The 15,166-nt window shown below is 39.2% G+C and carries 9 protein-coding genes; 2 read left to right on the top strand and 7 right to left on the bottom strand.

The window, feature by feature from the left end; genetic code table 11:
* Positions 1 to 3 precede the first annotated feature (3 nt).
* On the bottom strand, positions 4 to 1,233 hold the full coding sequence (locus tag H6G69_RS26895; RefSeq protein ID WP_190692177.1) for a sedoheptulose 7-phosphate cyclase: 1,230 nt from the start codon (positions 1,231 to 1,233) through the stop codon (positions 4 to 6).
* Positions 1,234 to 1,670: 437 nt separating this feature from the next.
* On the opposite strand from H6G69_RS26895, the gene H6G69_RS26890 reads away from it, so the two are divergent.
* A complete protein-coding gene (locus H6G69_RS26890; RefSeq protein ID WP_190692176.1) occupies positions 1,671 to 2,270 on the top strand; it encodes an MBL fold metallo-hydrolase in 600 nt (199 codons plus the stop codon).
* Between the two features lie 121 nt (positions 2,271 to 2,391).
* Here the strand turns inward: H6G69_RS26890 and msrB are convergent, their stop codons facing one another.
* From msrB to H6G69_RS26875, 3 genes are all read right to left on the bottom strand, one after another.
* On the bottom strand, positions 2,392 to 2,886 hold the full coding sequence (gene msrB, locus H6G69_RS26885; RefSeq protein ID WP_190692175.1) for a peptide-methionine (R)-S-oxide reductase MsrB: 495 nt from the start codon (positions 2,884 to 2,886) through the stop codon (positions 2,392 to 2,394).
* Between the two features lie 352 nt (positions 2,887 to 3,238).
* Positions 3,239 to 3,370: a ChaB family protein gene (locus H6G69_RS26880; RefSeq protein ID WP_242072194.1), complete on the bottom strand. Its 132-nt coding sequence runs from the start codon at positions 3,368 to 3,370 to the stop codon at positions 3,239 to 3,241.
* A 180-nt stretch (positions 3,371 to 3,550) separates the two neighbouring features.
* Positions 3,551 to 3,997: a pyridoxamine 5'-phosphate oxidase family protein gene (locus tag H6G69_RS26875; protein ID WP_190692174.1), complete on the bottom strand. Its 447-nt coding sequence runs from the start codon at positions 3,995 to 3,997 to the stop codon at positions 3,551 to 3,553.
* Positions 3,998 to 4,782: 785 nt separating this feature from the next.
* On the opposite strand from H6G69_RS26875, the gene H6G69_RS26870 reads away from it, so the two are divergent.
* Entirely contained in the window at positions 4,783 to 7,794 is a 3,012-nt protein-coding gene (locus H6G69_RS26870; RefSeq protein ID WP_190692173.1) for a cation-translocating P-type ATPase, read from the top strand.
* Positions 7,795 to 7,980: 186 nt separating this feature from the next.
* On the opposite strand, the gene H6G69_RS26865 is transcribed toward H6G69_RS26870, so the two are convergent.
* The 3 genes from H6G69_RS26865 to H6G69_RS26855 form a co-directional block, all read right to left on the bottom strand.
* Positions 7,981 to 8,292, bottom strand: a complete 312-nt coding sequence (locus H6G69_RS26865) for a hypothetical protein (protein ID WP_190692172.1) — start codon at positions 8,290 to 8,292, stop codon at positions 7,981 to 7,983.
* Between the two features lie 191 nt (positions 8,293 to 8,483).
* Entirely contained in the window at positions 8,484 to 8,894 is a 411-nt protein-coding gene (locus H6G69_RS26860) for a hypothetical protein (RefSeq protein WP_190692171.1), read from the bottom strand.
* A gap of 361 nt (positions 8,895 to 9,255) precedes the next feature.
* Positions 9,256 to 15,090, bottom strand: coding sequence for an ATP-binding sensor histidine kinase (locus H6G69_RS26855; protein WP_190692170.1), 5,835 nt, complete (start codon positions 15,088 to 15,090; stop codon positions 9,256 to 9,258).
* Positions 15,091 to 15,166 lie beyond the last annotated feature (76 nt).

Raw genomic sequence — 15,166 nt, 5'->3', positions numbered from 1 at the left:
GGTTTACACTCCCACTAGTTGAGCTTCTTGAGTTTCGATGTAAGCATCAACGCCTTCTCCGCCACGAGGGTATTGCGTACACAGATGTTTATGTTCAGCTAAGGCTTGATCTAGTTCTTCTCGAGTCAAATCATTGACAAAGAAGCACTCTCCAATAGGACGAGGCATGGCAGCGCGTTGTTTGCCATCTCTGGTCAAACTAATAGACTCGGTAGCATACCAAAGTAACTCACTATCTAGTAAGGGGTGGTCGAGGGATAAGCCAATACGACTCATCAAATCCAGGATGCGATCGCGTTCTGTGGTGGGAATATAGCCTCTTTTCGCGGCAATGGTAGCAGACAAGGCCATATCGATATTGACCGCATGACCATGATAAAGAGGGACGTGGGGTGCTAATTCTAGGGTAGGACTCCAAGTGTGACCGTAGGCAATGACGCGATCGAGGTCAATTTCATGGAGGTTGGGAGTCTCTAACTCCAACATAGTTTTGATTGCTTCGTAGTTAATTTTATGGGCAATCTCTCTAATTTCTGGTGTGCTGTCGATGTGGCCAAAGTGTGTGTACAGCAGTTCTTGTCCGTATTTGTATAGCAATTCAAATACTTGGGAGTTAGCAACTACAGCAATTTTGACTAACTCTGCCATACCATTACGAACCTGAGCCGTTGGTAATGTTTTCAAAAAGGAAAAATCTAATATTACTTTCAAAGGAGCATGATAAGCTCCCAAACGATTTTTTAATTTGCGATGATTCACTGCTACTTTAATAGCTACACCTGCATCAATTAAGCCAATTAATGTCGTTGGAATGCGAATATAGTTACTCTTACGACGATAAGCCGCACAAGCAAACCCAGCTACATCAGTAATCAAACCACCGCCCACAACTAAGACTGGTTCTTTACGCACTAAACCAAAGTCTGAAAAAGCGTCAACTATTTTTTCAAAACTTGCCAGGGTTTTATCTGGCTCAGTAATGATGATGGGAAAGACTGTTAAATCAATGTCATAATGTCGGAAATATGCTCTTATTTGCTCACCATAAATTTCGTAGACATTAGCATCAATCACAGTCAAACAACGACCAAATTTTGCATAATTATCTGCCAGTTCTCGATTTTTAATGTCAAATACACCATTGACATAGACAAGACTAAAATCGATTTTTTCGTAACCTTGGACATGAAAGGCAGTTTCTGTTGCTGCAAATGACGCTTGAATTTGATTCATGTAGATTGACCTTGATTAGGAAAATTTTGCGGGACTCTATTGAATGTATGTGCATACTCAATACTGTTCAGTTAAGCTATTTTCTCCTCAAAGTGAACGGGGAACGGGGAACAAAGGAGAAAAACTTATCTGAAACTTGCTTGAGTAAAACTACTTACAACAGAAAACTGCTCACGAAGTTTTTTGTGTAACTTCGCGGGACTTGACCATTAATATTATGTAACTTTATTTTACACTTTTTGTCTATGATATTTATTTTGTGTTAAGCGAAAAATATGAATGTATTGATTAGATCACGAACTCGTCAGTATTTGTCATCTGGACTACAAAAAAACCATATCTCGTGTAAACTTTGGACTGTCAGCTAAATTACTGATACATTATTGATGCGGCTCTCTCAAACCATGATTCCTTGAAGGTACAGAAGCGAAACCATCATGAAATGTCTGCACCGTCCTGATCTATATACTTGGTCTAGTTTTAATCCGGCAAGAAATATAGACTTCAATGGGATTGCTTGGATTCGTCCAGAAGGCAATATCTTAATTGACCCAGTAGCTTTATCAAACCACGATTGGAATCATTTAGAATCGTTGGGAGGTGTGGCTTGGATTATTTTAACGAACTCTGACCACATCAGAGCAGCAAAAGAAATTGTTTGTCAGACCTACGCCAAGATAGCGGGGCCATTAGCCGAGCAAGACACTTTTCCGATAGAATGCGATCGCTGGTTATCTGATGGTGATGAGTTAGCGCCAGGATTAAAGACAATTGAACTCCAAGGTTCTAAAACACCTGGAGAATTAGCATTGCTACTAGAAGAGACTACCTTAATTACTGGAGATTTAATTCGCGCGCATAGAGCCGGAAGTTTAAATATTTTGGCACAAGAAAAGCTATTAGATGCAAAAGCGGCGATCGCATCTGTACACAGACTAGCGCAACTCAGCAAAGTGGAAACTGTATTGGTAGGTGATGGCTGGTCTGTGTTTTGGGATGGACACTTGCGGTTAAAAGAGTTAGCCGCAACGTTGTAGAAAAGGGGTGTCAGGGTTTAAGGGTGTGGGGTGTAGGTGATGGGTTTTACTTTGTCAGTATTTAATTGTCGATTTTAATTGTTTGCCTTGCACCCTATATCCTGACACCCCTACAGCTTAATTAAGCAGGTAAAAATTTCAACGCTACACCATTCATACAATAACGTTGTCCGGTGGGTGCAGGGCCATCATTAAATACATGGCCTAAATGTCCACCACAACGACTACAATGAACTTCGACGCGTGTCATAAACAAAGACCGATCTACACTAGTAGCGATCGCTCCATCAATCGGAGTAAAAAAGCTAGGCCAGCCAGTCCCACTATTAAACTTAGCGTCTGATGTAAATAGTGGTAATCCACAACCAGCACACTCGTAAACACCCTGAGCATATTCCTTATCAAGGGGACTGGTAAAAGCCCGTTCTGTTCCGTGCTTCCGCAAAACAGAAAACTGTTCTGGCGTTAAAGTTTTGCGCCATTCCTCTTCAGATTTAGTAATTTCAAATTCAGTGTTAGAACTTGCCACAATTCCTGACCTCTGATTAATCACGTATGAGAACAAGGCTGTGCCTACTAATACAGCACTGGCCTCTAAAAAATAGCGTTTATTCATATATCTATTATCAACTTATCTTGCCAAGCTAAATTGCCGAGTCGCAAATTTTCGCCTTATAGATAGGGAAAACCGCATCGCCTGTAAGATAGATTGTTATTCAGGAGTGATTCATCCTCAAAGCCAGGCTAACGATTAGGATAACAAGAAATAACCCGGGAATACTCACAAAAGTTTAAATCAAGGGTCTGAATTATTCAGACACTAACCTTTGTTTTGTGAAATCCCCAGGACGGATGTTTACTACTACTGCCAGTAAGAAAAATAACTTTTACTATTTCTCATAGCGTCTAACCAAAGAAATAACTTTTTAGTTCTTGATCTTACTTGCCGTAAAATGTAACACAACTTATTAAGTGGCTGGTTTTTTGTGCCACTGCCCATCTTCACCTTTTTCATAATCCCGTTTTACAGCACTCCAAGCCACACGGAAGGCACTTTCTTCGTTAAAAGTTTTGGGCGAATATAATTCGCTACTATACAAACAAAGTCCGCACTTCGACAAGCTCAGTGACCACCTGCGCGGACTAATGAAAAATCAATGGTATTGAACCCACGCAGGTAGGTTTTGTCTGTGTAGCCAAGCCATTGCGTTGGGCGGGTTCCCCGACTCGCTCAATGGCGCGCGATTTCCAATCGCCCGGTAAGTCTTTTCCAACAACCTCTAAGATGAGAATTTTATGCTTTGGGGATGATAGCTAGAACGGCTATCCCAATAATCGGCACATTTAATATTGACTTTGAGTAATGCTAGATTTGGTTCATCTAATCCTTGCGAAAACCAAGTTTTTAGTTCTGGTTTCCATAATTCTGCCATTTTATTTTTGTCTTTTACTAGTTGTGCCGTGCCAGCGATGGAAACATAACGCTGTTTTTGAGAAGATGTAAAATTAACATTCACTTGCTGATTGTGTTCAATGTCTCTGACTCTTTGGGTATTACTATAGGTAAAAAACCAAAGAGTTCCATCGGCTTCTATTTCATCATTGGAATACATGGGACAACTATGTAAGCTGCCATCTTCATTGACTGTAGTTAACATTCCATAGTCAATCCCTTGAATTAAGTCTTGCAGTTGTTGAACTTGTGTATTATCTGTAGATGTTGCCATTATTGTATCTTCCTCGATTAACTTTTTAAAGACAGTTTTCTGATTACAACCGATATTTAAAATTGGTATAACCTATTGATTATTAGTAACACTTGCTTTTTATAATTACGTGAGTCTATAGGTGGAATTTTTTGATTTTTTTGTAAGTTAAATTAAGAGGCTGTTACCAAAATTAAATAGGACTCTGATTATTTATGGCAATTGTTTTACAAGTTGAATATTTAAATTTATGTAGCAGATTGCGACTACTAGCTAAAGACATAATTTTTTAAACATCTCTGTCACTTTTGACTGATGCCAGTGAGCTAGAAAATTGAAAAATATAATACATGTGTAGATTTATGGCTTGGCTATTAAATAATTAAACAGATGAATTAAGTCAAGAGGATGTTTTAAAAGTTTTGGGCGAATATAATTTGCTACTACATAAACAAAGTCTGCACTTCGACAAGCTCAGTGACCACCTGCACGGACTAAGAAAAATCAATGCTTTTGTCTGTGTAGCTGCGGTTTTTAATCGCTAATTAAAGTAATAAATTAGACTTTAAAAATAACATCTAACTTTGTATAGATTATTTTTATAAAACTTAATATTAAAGGTTAATTGCCTGCTTAAACATTGCTAATAATATAGCAAGCTTGAGCGGATAAATTATAGTTATAAACTTTGAAACACTTAACATTGCCAAATCAAAAAATATCAGTGTTATCTACTATAATTTGCAAATAGAGATAATTTACACAATTGCAGTTTTGCAAGATAGTTACGGGGGCAAAAATTTGCAGTGATTCAAGCAATACACACCAAGGTTAAAGGTAGAGCCAGATATAAAGTAACAGGACTTCATAACTCACCATATCTTAAGGAATATTTAGAGCGATCGCTAGTAAATTACCCAGAAATAAGTTTTGTTTCTGCAAGTACATTAACTAGCAAAATTTTGGTTTATTTCTCTAAAAATAAAAGCTATAAAGATATAGCTAATATCATTGAGAATGTTTTGTTTGTATACCAAAAAAATGGTCAGTTACTGCCAGCTAATAAAAAAGAAAAAACAGCAAAATCAAACAAGCTAGCAGCCACAAATAACCAACAGCAAGATTGGTATTCAATCCCAGCCGAAAAAGTTATTCACCAGTTAAATACCTCTCAAACTTGGGGATTATCAAGTGAGGTAGCCTCAGCAAATCTGCATAAGTATGGGCAGAATATCCTCTCGCATATAGAAAAGCGTTCAAATTTAAATATTATTGTTGAGCAATTTAAATCTTTACCAGTGGCATTACTCGGAGTTGCTGCTGGGGTTTCTCTGTTCACTGGCGGCGTAATTGATGCGGCGGTGATTTTAGGTGTTGTTGTTTTAAACGCTGCAATTGGTTACACCACAGAAAGTCAATCGGAAAAAATTATTCACTCCTTAAAAAATCGAGAAGCCGCAACAACTTGGGTAATTAGAGAAGGGAAAATCAAAGAAATTCCTACAGAAAATGTCGTTTTAGGAGATGTTTTAACTCTCAAACCTGGCACTTATGTAGCTGCTGATGCGCGATTAATTGAAGCAGAGAACCTGAGTATTGATGAATCTGCTTTAACTGGTGAAAGTATCCCTGTTAGTAAAACTAACGACATTATTAAAGGTGAAGATATCGCATTAGGCGATCGCTTGAACATGGCCTATAAAGGAACCTTTGTCACAGGTGGACAAGGACTAGCTGTAGTTGTCGCCACAGGCCAATACACCGAAATGGGGCATATCCAGCAACTCGTGGGTGAAGCTACCGCGATGGAAACCCCCTTAGCCAAACAACTAGACCAAGTAGGTAGCCAACTAGTATTAATCAGCATGGGTATTTGCAGTCTGGTTTTTGGTTTGGGCGTGTGGCGCGGATACGGTTTAGTGCAGATGCTAAAATCATCTATTTCCCTCGCCGTGGCTGCGGTTCCCGAAGGTTTACCCACCGTGGCGACTACTACCCTGGCCCTTGGTATTCGTGATATGCGCCGTAACCGGGTATTGGTGCGTAGTTTAAGTGCCGTTGAAGCCTTGGGTTCCGTCCAAACAATTTGTATGGATAAAACCGGGACACTGACAGAAAACAAAATGTCAGTTGTAGAAATTCAAAACAACACCCATCACATCAAAGTTGCGGACGGCGAATTTATTAGAGGCGAACAAAAAATTAATCCCTATAACAACGATGAACTATTAAAGCTAATTCATGTATCGGTTCTCTGCAACGAAAGCTTAGTTAAGCGTGAGGGGAATGGTAAGTATGAAGTCATCGGTTCGGCGACAGAAAACGCGCTAATTTACATGGCTATTAGTTCTGGGGTTGATATTATCGACCTGAGAGAGAAATATCCCCTAGTGCAAACCAACTTGCGCTCAGAAAATCGTAACATTATGAGTACAATTCATCAAACTCATGATGGTAAAAAGTTAGTTGCAGTTAAAGGTAGCCCCAGTGAAGTTGTAGAACTTTGCCAAACCTGGGTACAAGAAGGGCAAATAGTAACATTAACCCAAGAAGATAAACGAGCGATCGCTATTGAAAATGATCGCATGGCCGGGAAAGCTTTACGAGTATTAGGGATAGCATACAACTACATTCACGCAGCAGAAAATAATCATCCTGAATCAGACTTAATTTGGTTGGGTTTAGTGGGTATGGCAGACCCCATCCGTAAAGGTGCTAAAGAACTTATTGGGGACTTTCACCAAGCGGGGATAGCCACCGTGATGATTACTGGAGACCAAAGCCCAACAGCATATGCGATCGCTAAAGAATTAGAATTAAGTCGAGAACCGCAATTAGAAATTCTCGATTCTACCAACATAAATAACCTCACCCCCGAAGCCTTAACCGCCCTCAGCGACAAAGTAGATGTATTCGCCCGTATCAGTCCCAGCAACAAACTGCAAATAGTCCAAGCCTTGCAAGCCGCCGGGAAAGTTGTGGCAATGACAGGCGATGGCATTAACGATGCACCCGCCTTAAAAGCTGCCCAAGTCGGTGTGGCAATGGGTAAAGGCGGTACAGATGTCGCCCGAGAAATTGCAGATATCGTCCTGGAAGACGACCAACTCGAAACCATGATTGTGGCTGTCAGTCGCGGACGGACAATATATAATAACATCCGAAAATCTGTGCATTTTCTCCTCGCCACCAACCTCAGCGAAATCATAGTCATGACTACCGCCACCGCCGTTGGTATTGGCGAACCCCTAAATGCCATTCAATTATTATGGCTGAACTTAGTTACCGATATTTTCCCTGGTTTATCTTTAGCAATGGAAGCCCCAGAACCAGAAGTTTTGAGTCAACCACCGCGCAACCCCGATGAACCAATTATTAAAAAATCCGACTTTGGCAGAATTGTATTTGAGTCTGCTGGTTTATCTATCAGTACCCTAGCCGCTTACGCCTACGGCATTCGCAGATATGGTTTCGGCCCCCAAGCCAGTACCATTGCCTTTTTCACCTTAACCTCATCTCAACTGCTACATACAATTAGCTGTCGTTCCGAACATCACAGCGTATTTAGTAGAGAAAAACTGCCAAGAAATTCCTATTTAAATGCTGCCATAATTGGTTCCTTTGCAATCCAAATTTTAGCGATCGCCTTGCCACCTCTACGCCATCTCTTGAAGATTTCCCCCGTTAATTTTGTTGATACTGCCGTCATTATTGGTAGTGCATTGTGGCCGCTACTCCTGAATGAATCGACAAAGAATATTCAGCCAAATCTTAAAACTTTACCAGTGCTGCTTCCCAGTAAGTATCCATCAAACTAGTGTTTTATAAAAAATAAAAAACGAACCGCATAGACGCGGTAGCGGCTTCCCGCAGGGTAGGGCGCAAAGTTCACAAAGAAAGAGAAAAAAGATAATATTTTGTTTGGATTGATCAACCTGATTTAATCTTAAATGCTATTAATATTATTATCAAAAAGGTTAGTTCTAGAAATTCATAATGGACTGCTAAAGACCAGGAACTTTCCCAAAATAGACGAGTAATAAAATTGCGGAGATAGCTAACCAGAGATTTTTTGAGAGTTCCTGGCTATATTTATACTTCTCAAAATCTTTAGAAAATGGAGTAATACCGCGCTCATATAAGTAACAAAATTCAAACCATAACCACAGTGGAGGAATCACAATCCAAAATGCCATTAGGGCTTTTTTAATATTATCTGGCCAACTGAATATAACAGCACCGACAACCGAAATTAAGAGAATAATTATCGTAATTCTGGCAAACATTTCCGTTGGGTTATATTTCATGCGGTTCATTTTCAGACCTCATCAATAGATTCAAGATTCATTCGATATCTTCATCTAAAGTACCCAAACATGATTTACCCCTAACATCAGCAATCTCCTGCTTTTGGGTATCGTACACTTTAATCAATAAATTGCGATCGCACCCCAAAAAAATATGCACCCTCAAATACTTGAGAGTGCATATCTTAACTTTACGGAAATTACTTGCTAGCTAAAAAACCAGAAACATCAGCGTGTGCCATCACTACGCTAGGTTCTCGCTGGAGGGCGGCGTAGTATTTTCTGGCAAACTCACTGCCAACGTCTGACGGTACAATTAAGCTGCGCGCATTCGCAATCAAATTCTGCACGTCTTCTGATATTATGGGTTGATCAGATGACAGTGTTTCATCAATTTGCACTACTAAATGAGAAATTTGATGTAACCAAGCAAATTGTTCATCAGCGATGACTAATTTGAGAAGTTCTCCATTTGATACGCGCCCTTTGACTTGTTCGTAGGTAATGCGTTCTGTTTCCAATAACATCCGATGCAAGTTCAGCAATTTATTTCGCAAATCTCGTAAATATTGATGCTGATTGATTCGTTGTGAGAGTGTGTTAGAGGTCAATTTAATTTATCCTCCCGTGGGAATATTTTTAATAATTGGCAAAATTTCTGCTATGGATAATTAACAATTGCATTGATTTACCAACAATGAAAGATTATCTAACTAAGGTCAGCAAAGGCCGACGGCAATCAACTAATGTTGAAAATTAAGTAGCCTCTTCCTATACACCGTCATCAAAGTTACTTGGTTAGACTCTTTTCGCATAAGAATAATCATAGCTCAAATTAAATAGGTGTGACACATAGAGCTTCTACTACTTTATATTACGGAAAACCAGAGATATGAGTTATTGGTCATTTGTCAAAATAGACTGTTTGTTTCTTCCCCTACACCCCACAGCCTACACCCGCCATATGTAAGTTTACCTGGGTAGGGTAATGATAAACTCTGCGCCTTGCATTGGTGCAGAATTGACTTCGATAGTTCCACCGTGCTTTTCGACGACAATAGCTTGAGCGATCGCTAATCCTAAGCCTGTACCTTTGCCCACCATTTTTGTAGTATAAAGATGGTCAAATATTTTGGCTTTAACTTCCTGGGTCATTCCCTTACCATTATCTTTGATACTAATACTTACGTGTTTGCCATCTTCAGTTAGTTTAGTACTAATAGTAATTAAATTGGGGTTAGCTTTAATTTCGGCAAAACTACGTCCAATATTTGACTCTTCAAGTGCATCAATAGCGTTAGCTAATAAATTCATAAACACCTGATTTAACTGTCCGGGAAAACATTCAATTGCTGGGACATGGCTGTAGTTTTTCCTAATCTCAATAGCTGGATGCTGTTCGTTAGCTTTGAGACGGTGTTTCAGAATTAAGATAGTGCTGTCTAAGCCTTCATGAATGTTAAAAGATACTTTATTCTGGGTATCAGCGCGAGAGAAGGTACGCAAACTATTACTAATATCTTGGATGCGCTGTACTCCTTCTTTCATAGAACTAATCAATTTTGGTAAATCTGATTGTAAGTATTCTAAATCTATAGTTTCAATTTCTGCTTCTATCTCTTCCCCAGGTTCGGGGAATTTTTCTTGATAAAGTTGCAGCAAATTAAACAAATCTTGTACGCCTTCATAAGCTGGTTGAATATTGCCACTAATAAACCCAGTTGGATTATTAATTTCGTGAGCGACACCAGCGACAAGATTACCTAAAGCCGACATTTTTTCACTTTGGACTATTTTTAATTGTGCCTGTTGTAGATTGTGCAGTGCTTGTTCTAATTCCTGGGATTTTTGTTGTACAGCAGCTTCAGCTTGCTTGCGTTCAGTGATATCTAAAACTACCCCATCCCAAATGATAGAACCATCAGTTTGAGCTTCTGGTTGCGATACAGCTTGAATCCATTTTAATTGACCTTTGGGTGTAATGATTCGCCATTCATGCTCAAAAGTTGAAAGATTTTGCGCTGATTCCAACATTAGTTGATCAATTGTGGCTACATCATCAGGATGTTCTAAAGTACGCAAGCTGTATTTTCCATACATGAGTTCTTCGGCGGTGATGCCGTACAAATGGTAGCAACCAGAACTAACATAAGGTATGGAAGCAGTACCATCAGTAGTCAAATGGAGTTGATAGATAACGCCGGGAATATTATTAGCTAACTTTTGCAATAGAACTTTACTTGCTTGTAAATCAGTATAAAGTTGAGCATTTTCTAAGGCAATTCCCGCTTGGATGCAGAGAAAATCTAAAATGATTAAGCGATCGCTATTAAATACGCCTTGAGTTAATCTATTTTCTAGATACAAAATCCCGACTAAATGCCCTTGATTGAGAATTGGCAAACATAACACACTCTTGGGTTGGACAGATTGCATATATTCTCCAATCAACCCAGGGATGTTAGTTTGCAAGTTATCAATGATTACCGTTTCTTTGGTATTTTTGACGTAATAGATGATTTGTTTGGGGATTTCTGGGCAAGTTTCTACTGGTTGTTTTTCCAGGATAGTTTTAATTTCACAGCGAGAAATAGCTTCATGATTAATATAAGTAATTGCTCTTATGAGCCAAGTTTCGCCTTGGGGCAAAATTAATACAGTTTTTTTGGCTCCTGAGTTTTCTAAAATAATGCGGGTGAGAATCACAATTAGTTGGTCTAATTCGATAGTCCGGGAGATGGCTTGAGCGGTTTTGAGGATAGAAGTAAAATCGAGCGCATCAGAAATACTATTGTTGCGACTACTAGAAGTACGATGAGAAGAAGCACTCAACGTCAAGCCCATATTTGTCATCGTTTCTAAGGGATGCAGGCTGAATTGTCGCTGTTGGAAAATAGGTTGCAATAGTTGAGGGTAGCGTTGTTCTAAATCATGAATTTTGGCTAAAGCTCCCCAACGGGCATAGCAGTAGTAAGCTTCTTGCATATATGCTTGGGCGACTTTTTCTTTACCCCAATCTAGATAAAGTTGGGCTGCAAGTTCGTTGGCGAGGCTTTCTTCTTGGAGATATCCGTTTTCTTTAGCACCAGCAATGGCAAGATCGTACAAGTCCATTGCTTGCTGATAATCACCGCGAACGCGGTAACGTTCGGCTTCAACTAGCTGATATTTGTGTAGGTGGTTCATAGGGGCGTAATCTGACCATTGCTTTAGCTGGGCTTGATTGGCTTGTACTCGCGCTAATGTAGATTTTGCATCTTTGGCTAGTGCGGTTAAAGAATCGAAGAAATAAAAGACAGGTTCGATAACTGTCCCAACACAGGCAGCTAAATGCTGTCTGGTGCGATCGCTATCTTGTTGGGCTTGGTTGATGTCTCCCAATAAAAAATTCAAAAAGAATCTGTGCAGATAAAAAATACATAAGCGAAACAAATCATTGGAGGTCTGCACATCAGACAACAAGTCGGCTTCATAAGTCTCTTGGCGCAAAGTCACTTCATCTTCTGATTCACCTAAAAGAATCCGGGCGGCTTCCCAATAAATTAAATAATGTTTGCCTGTGGTGACTTGCTTGAGGTCGTGTAAATGCTGATCATAAGCCCGAATTTGCCCTTCGAGTTCTGTTAGTGGTTGACCAGACCAAAAGGCATTCAAGGCAAAAACTTGAACATTGTAGACCAAAAATTCCCAATTTCCTGTTTCTAATCCGGCTTGGTAGCCTGCTTGAAACATCGGGAGTGTTTCTTTGAGCGGGGCGCTACAGTGGTGGACGTAGCCAGCAAAAACTACAAAGGTTGTAGGTCTTTGGCTTTTGGCATTTGGTTCTAAGACTAGGCGATAAGCAAGTTGTCCAAATTGCTGCACTTGGGCCATATCTTGCCAAATAATTTTGACTTGAAAGGCGTAACTAGCATAGCTAAAAGGCGAAAAAAGATTATTGCCAAATTGAATCGAAAGTTTTACCTGTAAAGCAACGACCAAAGGATAAATTGGCGAATTGGTCATGTAGCAGGCAGGTAAAATGCTGGCAGCAATTTGCATCACAGCCAGTTTTTCGACATTGGTCATAGTTGGCAAATCAAATAATTCGGCAATGGTGCGATCGCCAATTAAGCTGTTGATTTCTTGTCTAGCTTGTTCAATATCATCGGATGTAGGGCAATCGGGCAAGCTGACTCCTAGTAATTGCAACACAGATTTACCTGTGGCGATCGCTTCTCCAAATTGATTGCGCGAATTAAATGCCTGAATTTGTACTTGATAAACTTGTACTTTTTCTAGAGGTGTTTTGGCACAATCAATGACGGCGGTGATTCGCTGCTGCATCTGCTCAAAATCACTACATAAAAAAGCAATTTCCGCAGCTAATTCATGTAATGCTAATGTTATTTGGTATTGTCGCTGCCAAGCTTCTGCGCCTAATAATCTGAGTCCGACTCTGGCATATTCATTAGCAGCTTGAAAAGCTGTCGCACTTCTGGCTTTGCGACCTGCGCTGAGGTTGAGTTGCGCTAAATCATCTCGTTCTTGTTGGTCAACGACTAAATCAATGCCATAGTTTAACTGATTAACTAATTCAAAAATACGCTCTTCCCTGACATCTGGTGACATTTGTTGTAGCAGCAGTTGGCCGATTTGATAATGAGCGATCGCGCGATCAACTTCGGGAATTAAAGAATAAGCCGCTTGTTGAACGCGGTCATGCAAAAATTTATATGTAACAACCTCAGAAGTGTCTTGCTGAACTGCTTGATTAATCTCACCAAGGTAAAATTTATAAATATCACTTTGAGGTAAAATTAGCCCCTCTTGCAAAGCATTCCACAAACAAACAGCAGTTTCTATTTCTGATTGTTGAGCAACAATAGCTAATATTTTTAAATCAAATTGATTGCCAATACAAGCAGCTAGCTTCAGCACTTGTTGAGTAGATTGCGGTAATTTTTGCAACTGAAATGCCATAAATTCCAGCACATCATCTGTCAACGCTTGTTGGTTGATTTGGGTAATATCACATTGCCAACACCTCTCAACATAATTAAACTCAATTAGACCGTCTTGATGTAATGCCTTTAAAAATTGAGTAGTGAAAAATGGGTTGCCTTGAGTTTTTTGATAAACTAGTTGCGACAAAGACCAAGCCAACTCTTCTGTACAACTTAAAGTATCAGCAACTAATTGATTCAATTTTAAATAGCTCAGTTTTTGCAGATTAATTGTATTAATTATTGCACCAGAATTAATAATTTCCTCTAAAGTCACCATTAAAGGATGGGCTGGTATAACTTCATTATCTCTGTATGCACCAATTAATAATAAATAGGAATTATTAGATTCATTAATTAATAATTGAATAAGGCTTAAAGAAGCAGAATCAGCCCATTGTAAATCATCTAAAAATACCACCAACGGATATTCTTTGTTAGTGAATACTTGAATAAAATTTTGCAATAATAAATTAAACCGATTTTGAGCCGCACTACCTGATAATTCTGGAACTGGTGCTTGCTGACCAATAATTAGTTCTAATTCGGGAATCACTTCCACAATGACCTGGGCATCTTCACCCAAAGCAGCAATAATTTTGCTTTTCCATTGTTTAATGGCTACATCCGACTCTGTTAATAATTGCCGCATTAAACTGCGAAATGCTTGCACAAATGCTGAAAAAGGAATATTCCGATTAAATTGGTCAAATTTTCCTTTAATAAAGTAACCCCGTTGTTTGACGATTGGTTTATGCACTTCGTTAACAACTGCGGTTTTACCGATGCCAGAAAACCCAGACACTAACATTAATTCTGATGCACCATTAGCAACCCGGTCAAAAGCTTCTAGTAAGGTTTGAACTTCTTTTTCCCTGCCATAGAGCTTTTCGGGAATCATAAAATGGTCTTGAATATCTCGTTGGCAGATTGCAAAAAATGGGATTTCTCCTGTTTTTTTGCAGTAGTGCAAACAAGTTTCTAAATCATGTTTTAACCCAGACGCACTTTGATAACGTTCTTCAGCATTTTTCGCCATCAGTTTAGTAATAATTTGCGAAATTACTACTGGGATATCAGGATTAATTTGATGCGGTGGCGTGACTTGCTTTGCTAAATGTCCATGCACTAACTCCATTGGATCTTCTGAATGAAATGGTAATTCTCCCGTTAACATTTCATACAAAGTTACGCCCAGCGAGTAAAAATCTGTACGATAGTCAACTCCCCGGTTCATCCGTCCAGTTTGTTCAGGAGATAGATAAGCGAGAGTTCCTTCTAAAACATTAGGACTTTGGACTTCTTGAATTTCTCGCTGTAACAATGAGGCGATACTAAAATCTATGAGTTTGACTTGTTTTGTTTGTGGATTAATTAAAATATTGGCTGGTTTAATATCTTTATGAATAACCCTTAGGCGTTGCCCATTACCAGCATCGCTATGTAACTGATTTAAGATATCTGCAATGGCAATGGCAACCTGCAAAAAATTTATCAGAGATTGGGTATTTCCTTGTTCTATCCCCCATTGTTTGAGAGAAATTCCCCCGAAATCCTCCATCACTAAAGCGTAACCATTATGATAAGTTTCTAAACTGTAGGGTTGAATTACACCTGTTAACTGAAGATTTTTAGTAATTACATATTGGTTACGAAATTGTAGGAGTTCGTGAAAGCTGGGATATTCTAAACGCATCAGCTTAATCACTACAGGTTTTTGGTCTTGCTCCCTCACACCTCGGTAAACTAGTGTTCGCGTGCCTGAGTAAATTTGCTCTTGAATACTATAACCTGGTAGATGAATATTTAATATGCTGACCATACCTGCAAATCTCTGAATAACCTTAAAATTATTTTTCCCAAATCCAGAGAATTTTTATCGAGAATGCTTGGTTAAT

This window comes from Nostoc sp. FACHB-110 (assembly GCF_014697425.1).
In the GTDB taxonomy this organism is placed as follows: Bacteria; Cyanobacteriota; Cyanobacteriia; order Cyanobacteriales; family Nostocaceae; genus Nostoc_B.
The sequence above is the reverse complement of the archived record's forward strand: the minus strand, read 5'-3'. Positions and strand labels throughout refer to the sequence as shown.

Coding starts and splice junctions, on each gene's coding strand:
- H6G69_RS26875 (WP_190692174.1), bottom strand. CDS start 3,997: ATGGCAACATCTACAGATAATACACAAGTTCAACAACTGCAAGACTTA.
- H6G69_RS26895 (WP_190692177.1), bottom strand. CDS start 1,233: ATGAATCAAATTCAAGCGTCATTTGCAGCAACAGAAACTGCCTTTCAT.
- H6G69_RS26890 (WP_190692176.1), top strand. CDS start 1,671: ATGAAATGTCTGCACCGTCCTGATCTATATACTTGGTCTAGTTTTAAT.
- H6G69_RS26865 (WP_190692172.1), bottom strand. CDS start 8,292: ATGAACCGCATGAAATATAACCCAACGGAAATGTTTGCCAGAATTACG.
- H6G69_RS26855 (WP_190692170.1), bottom strand. CDS start 15,090: ATGGTCAGCATATTAAATATTCATCTACCAGGTTATAGTATTCAAGAG.
- msrB (WP_190692175.1), bottom strand. CDS start 2,886: ATGAATAAACGCTATTTTTTAGAGGCCAGTGCTGTATTAGTAGGCACA.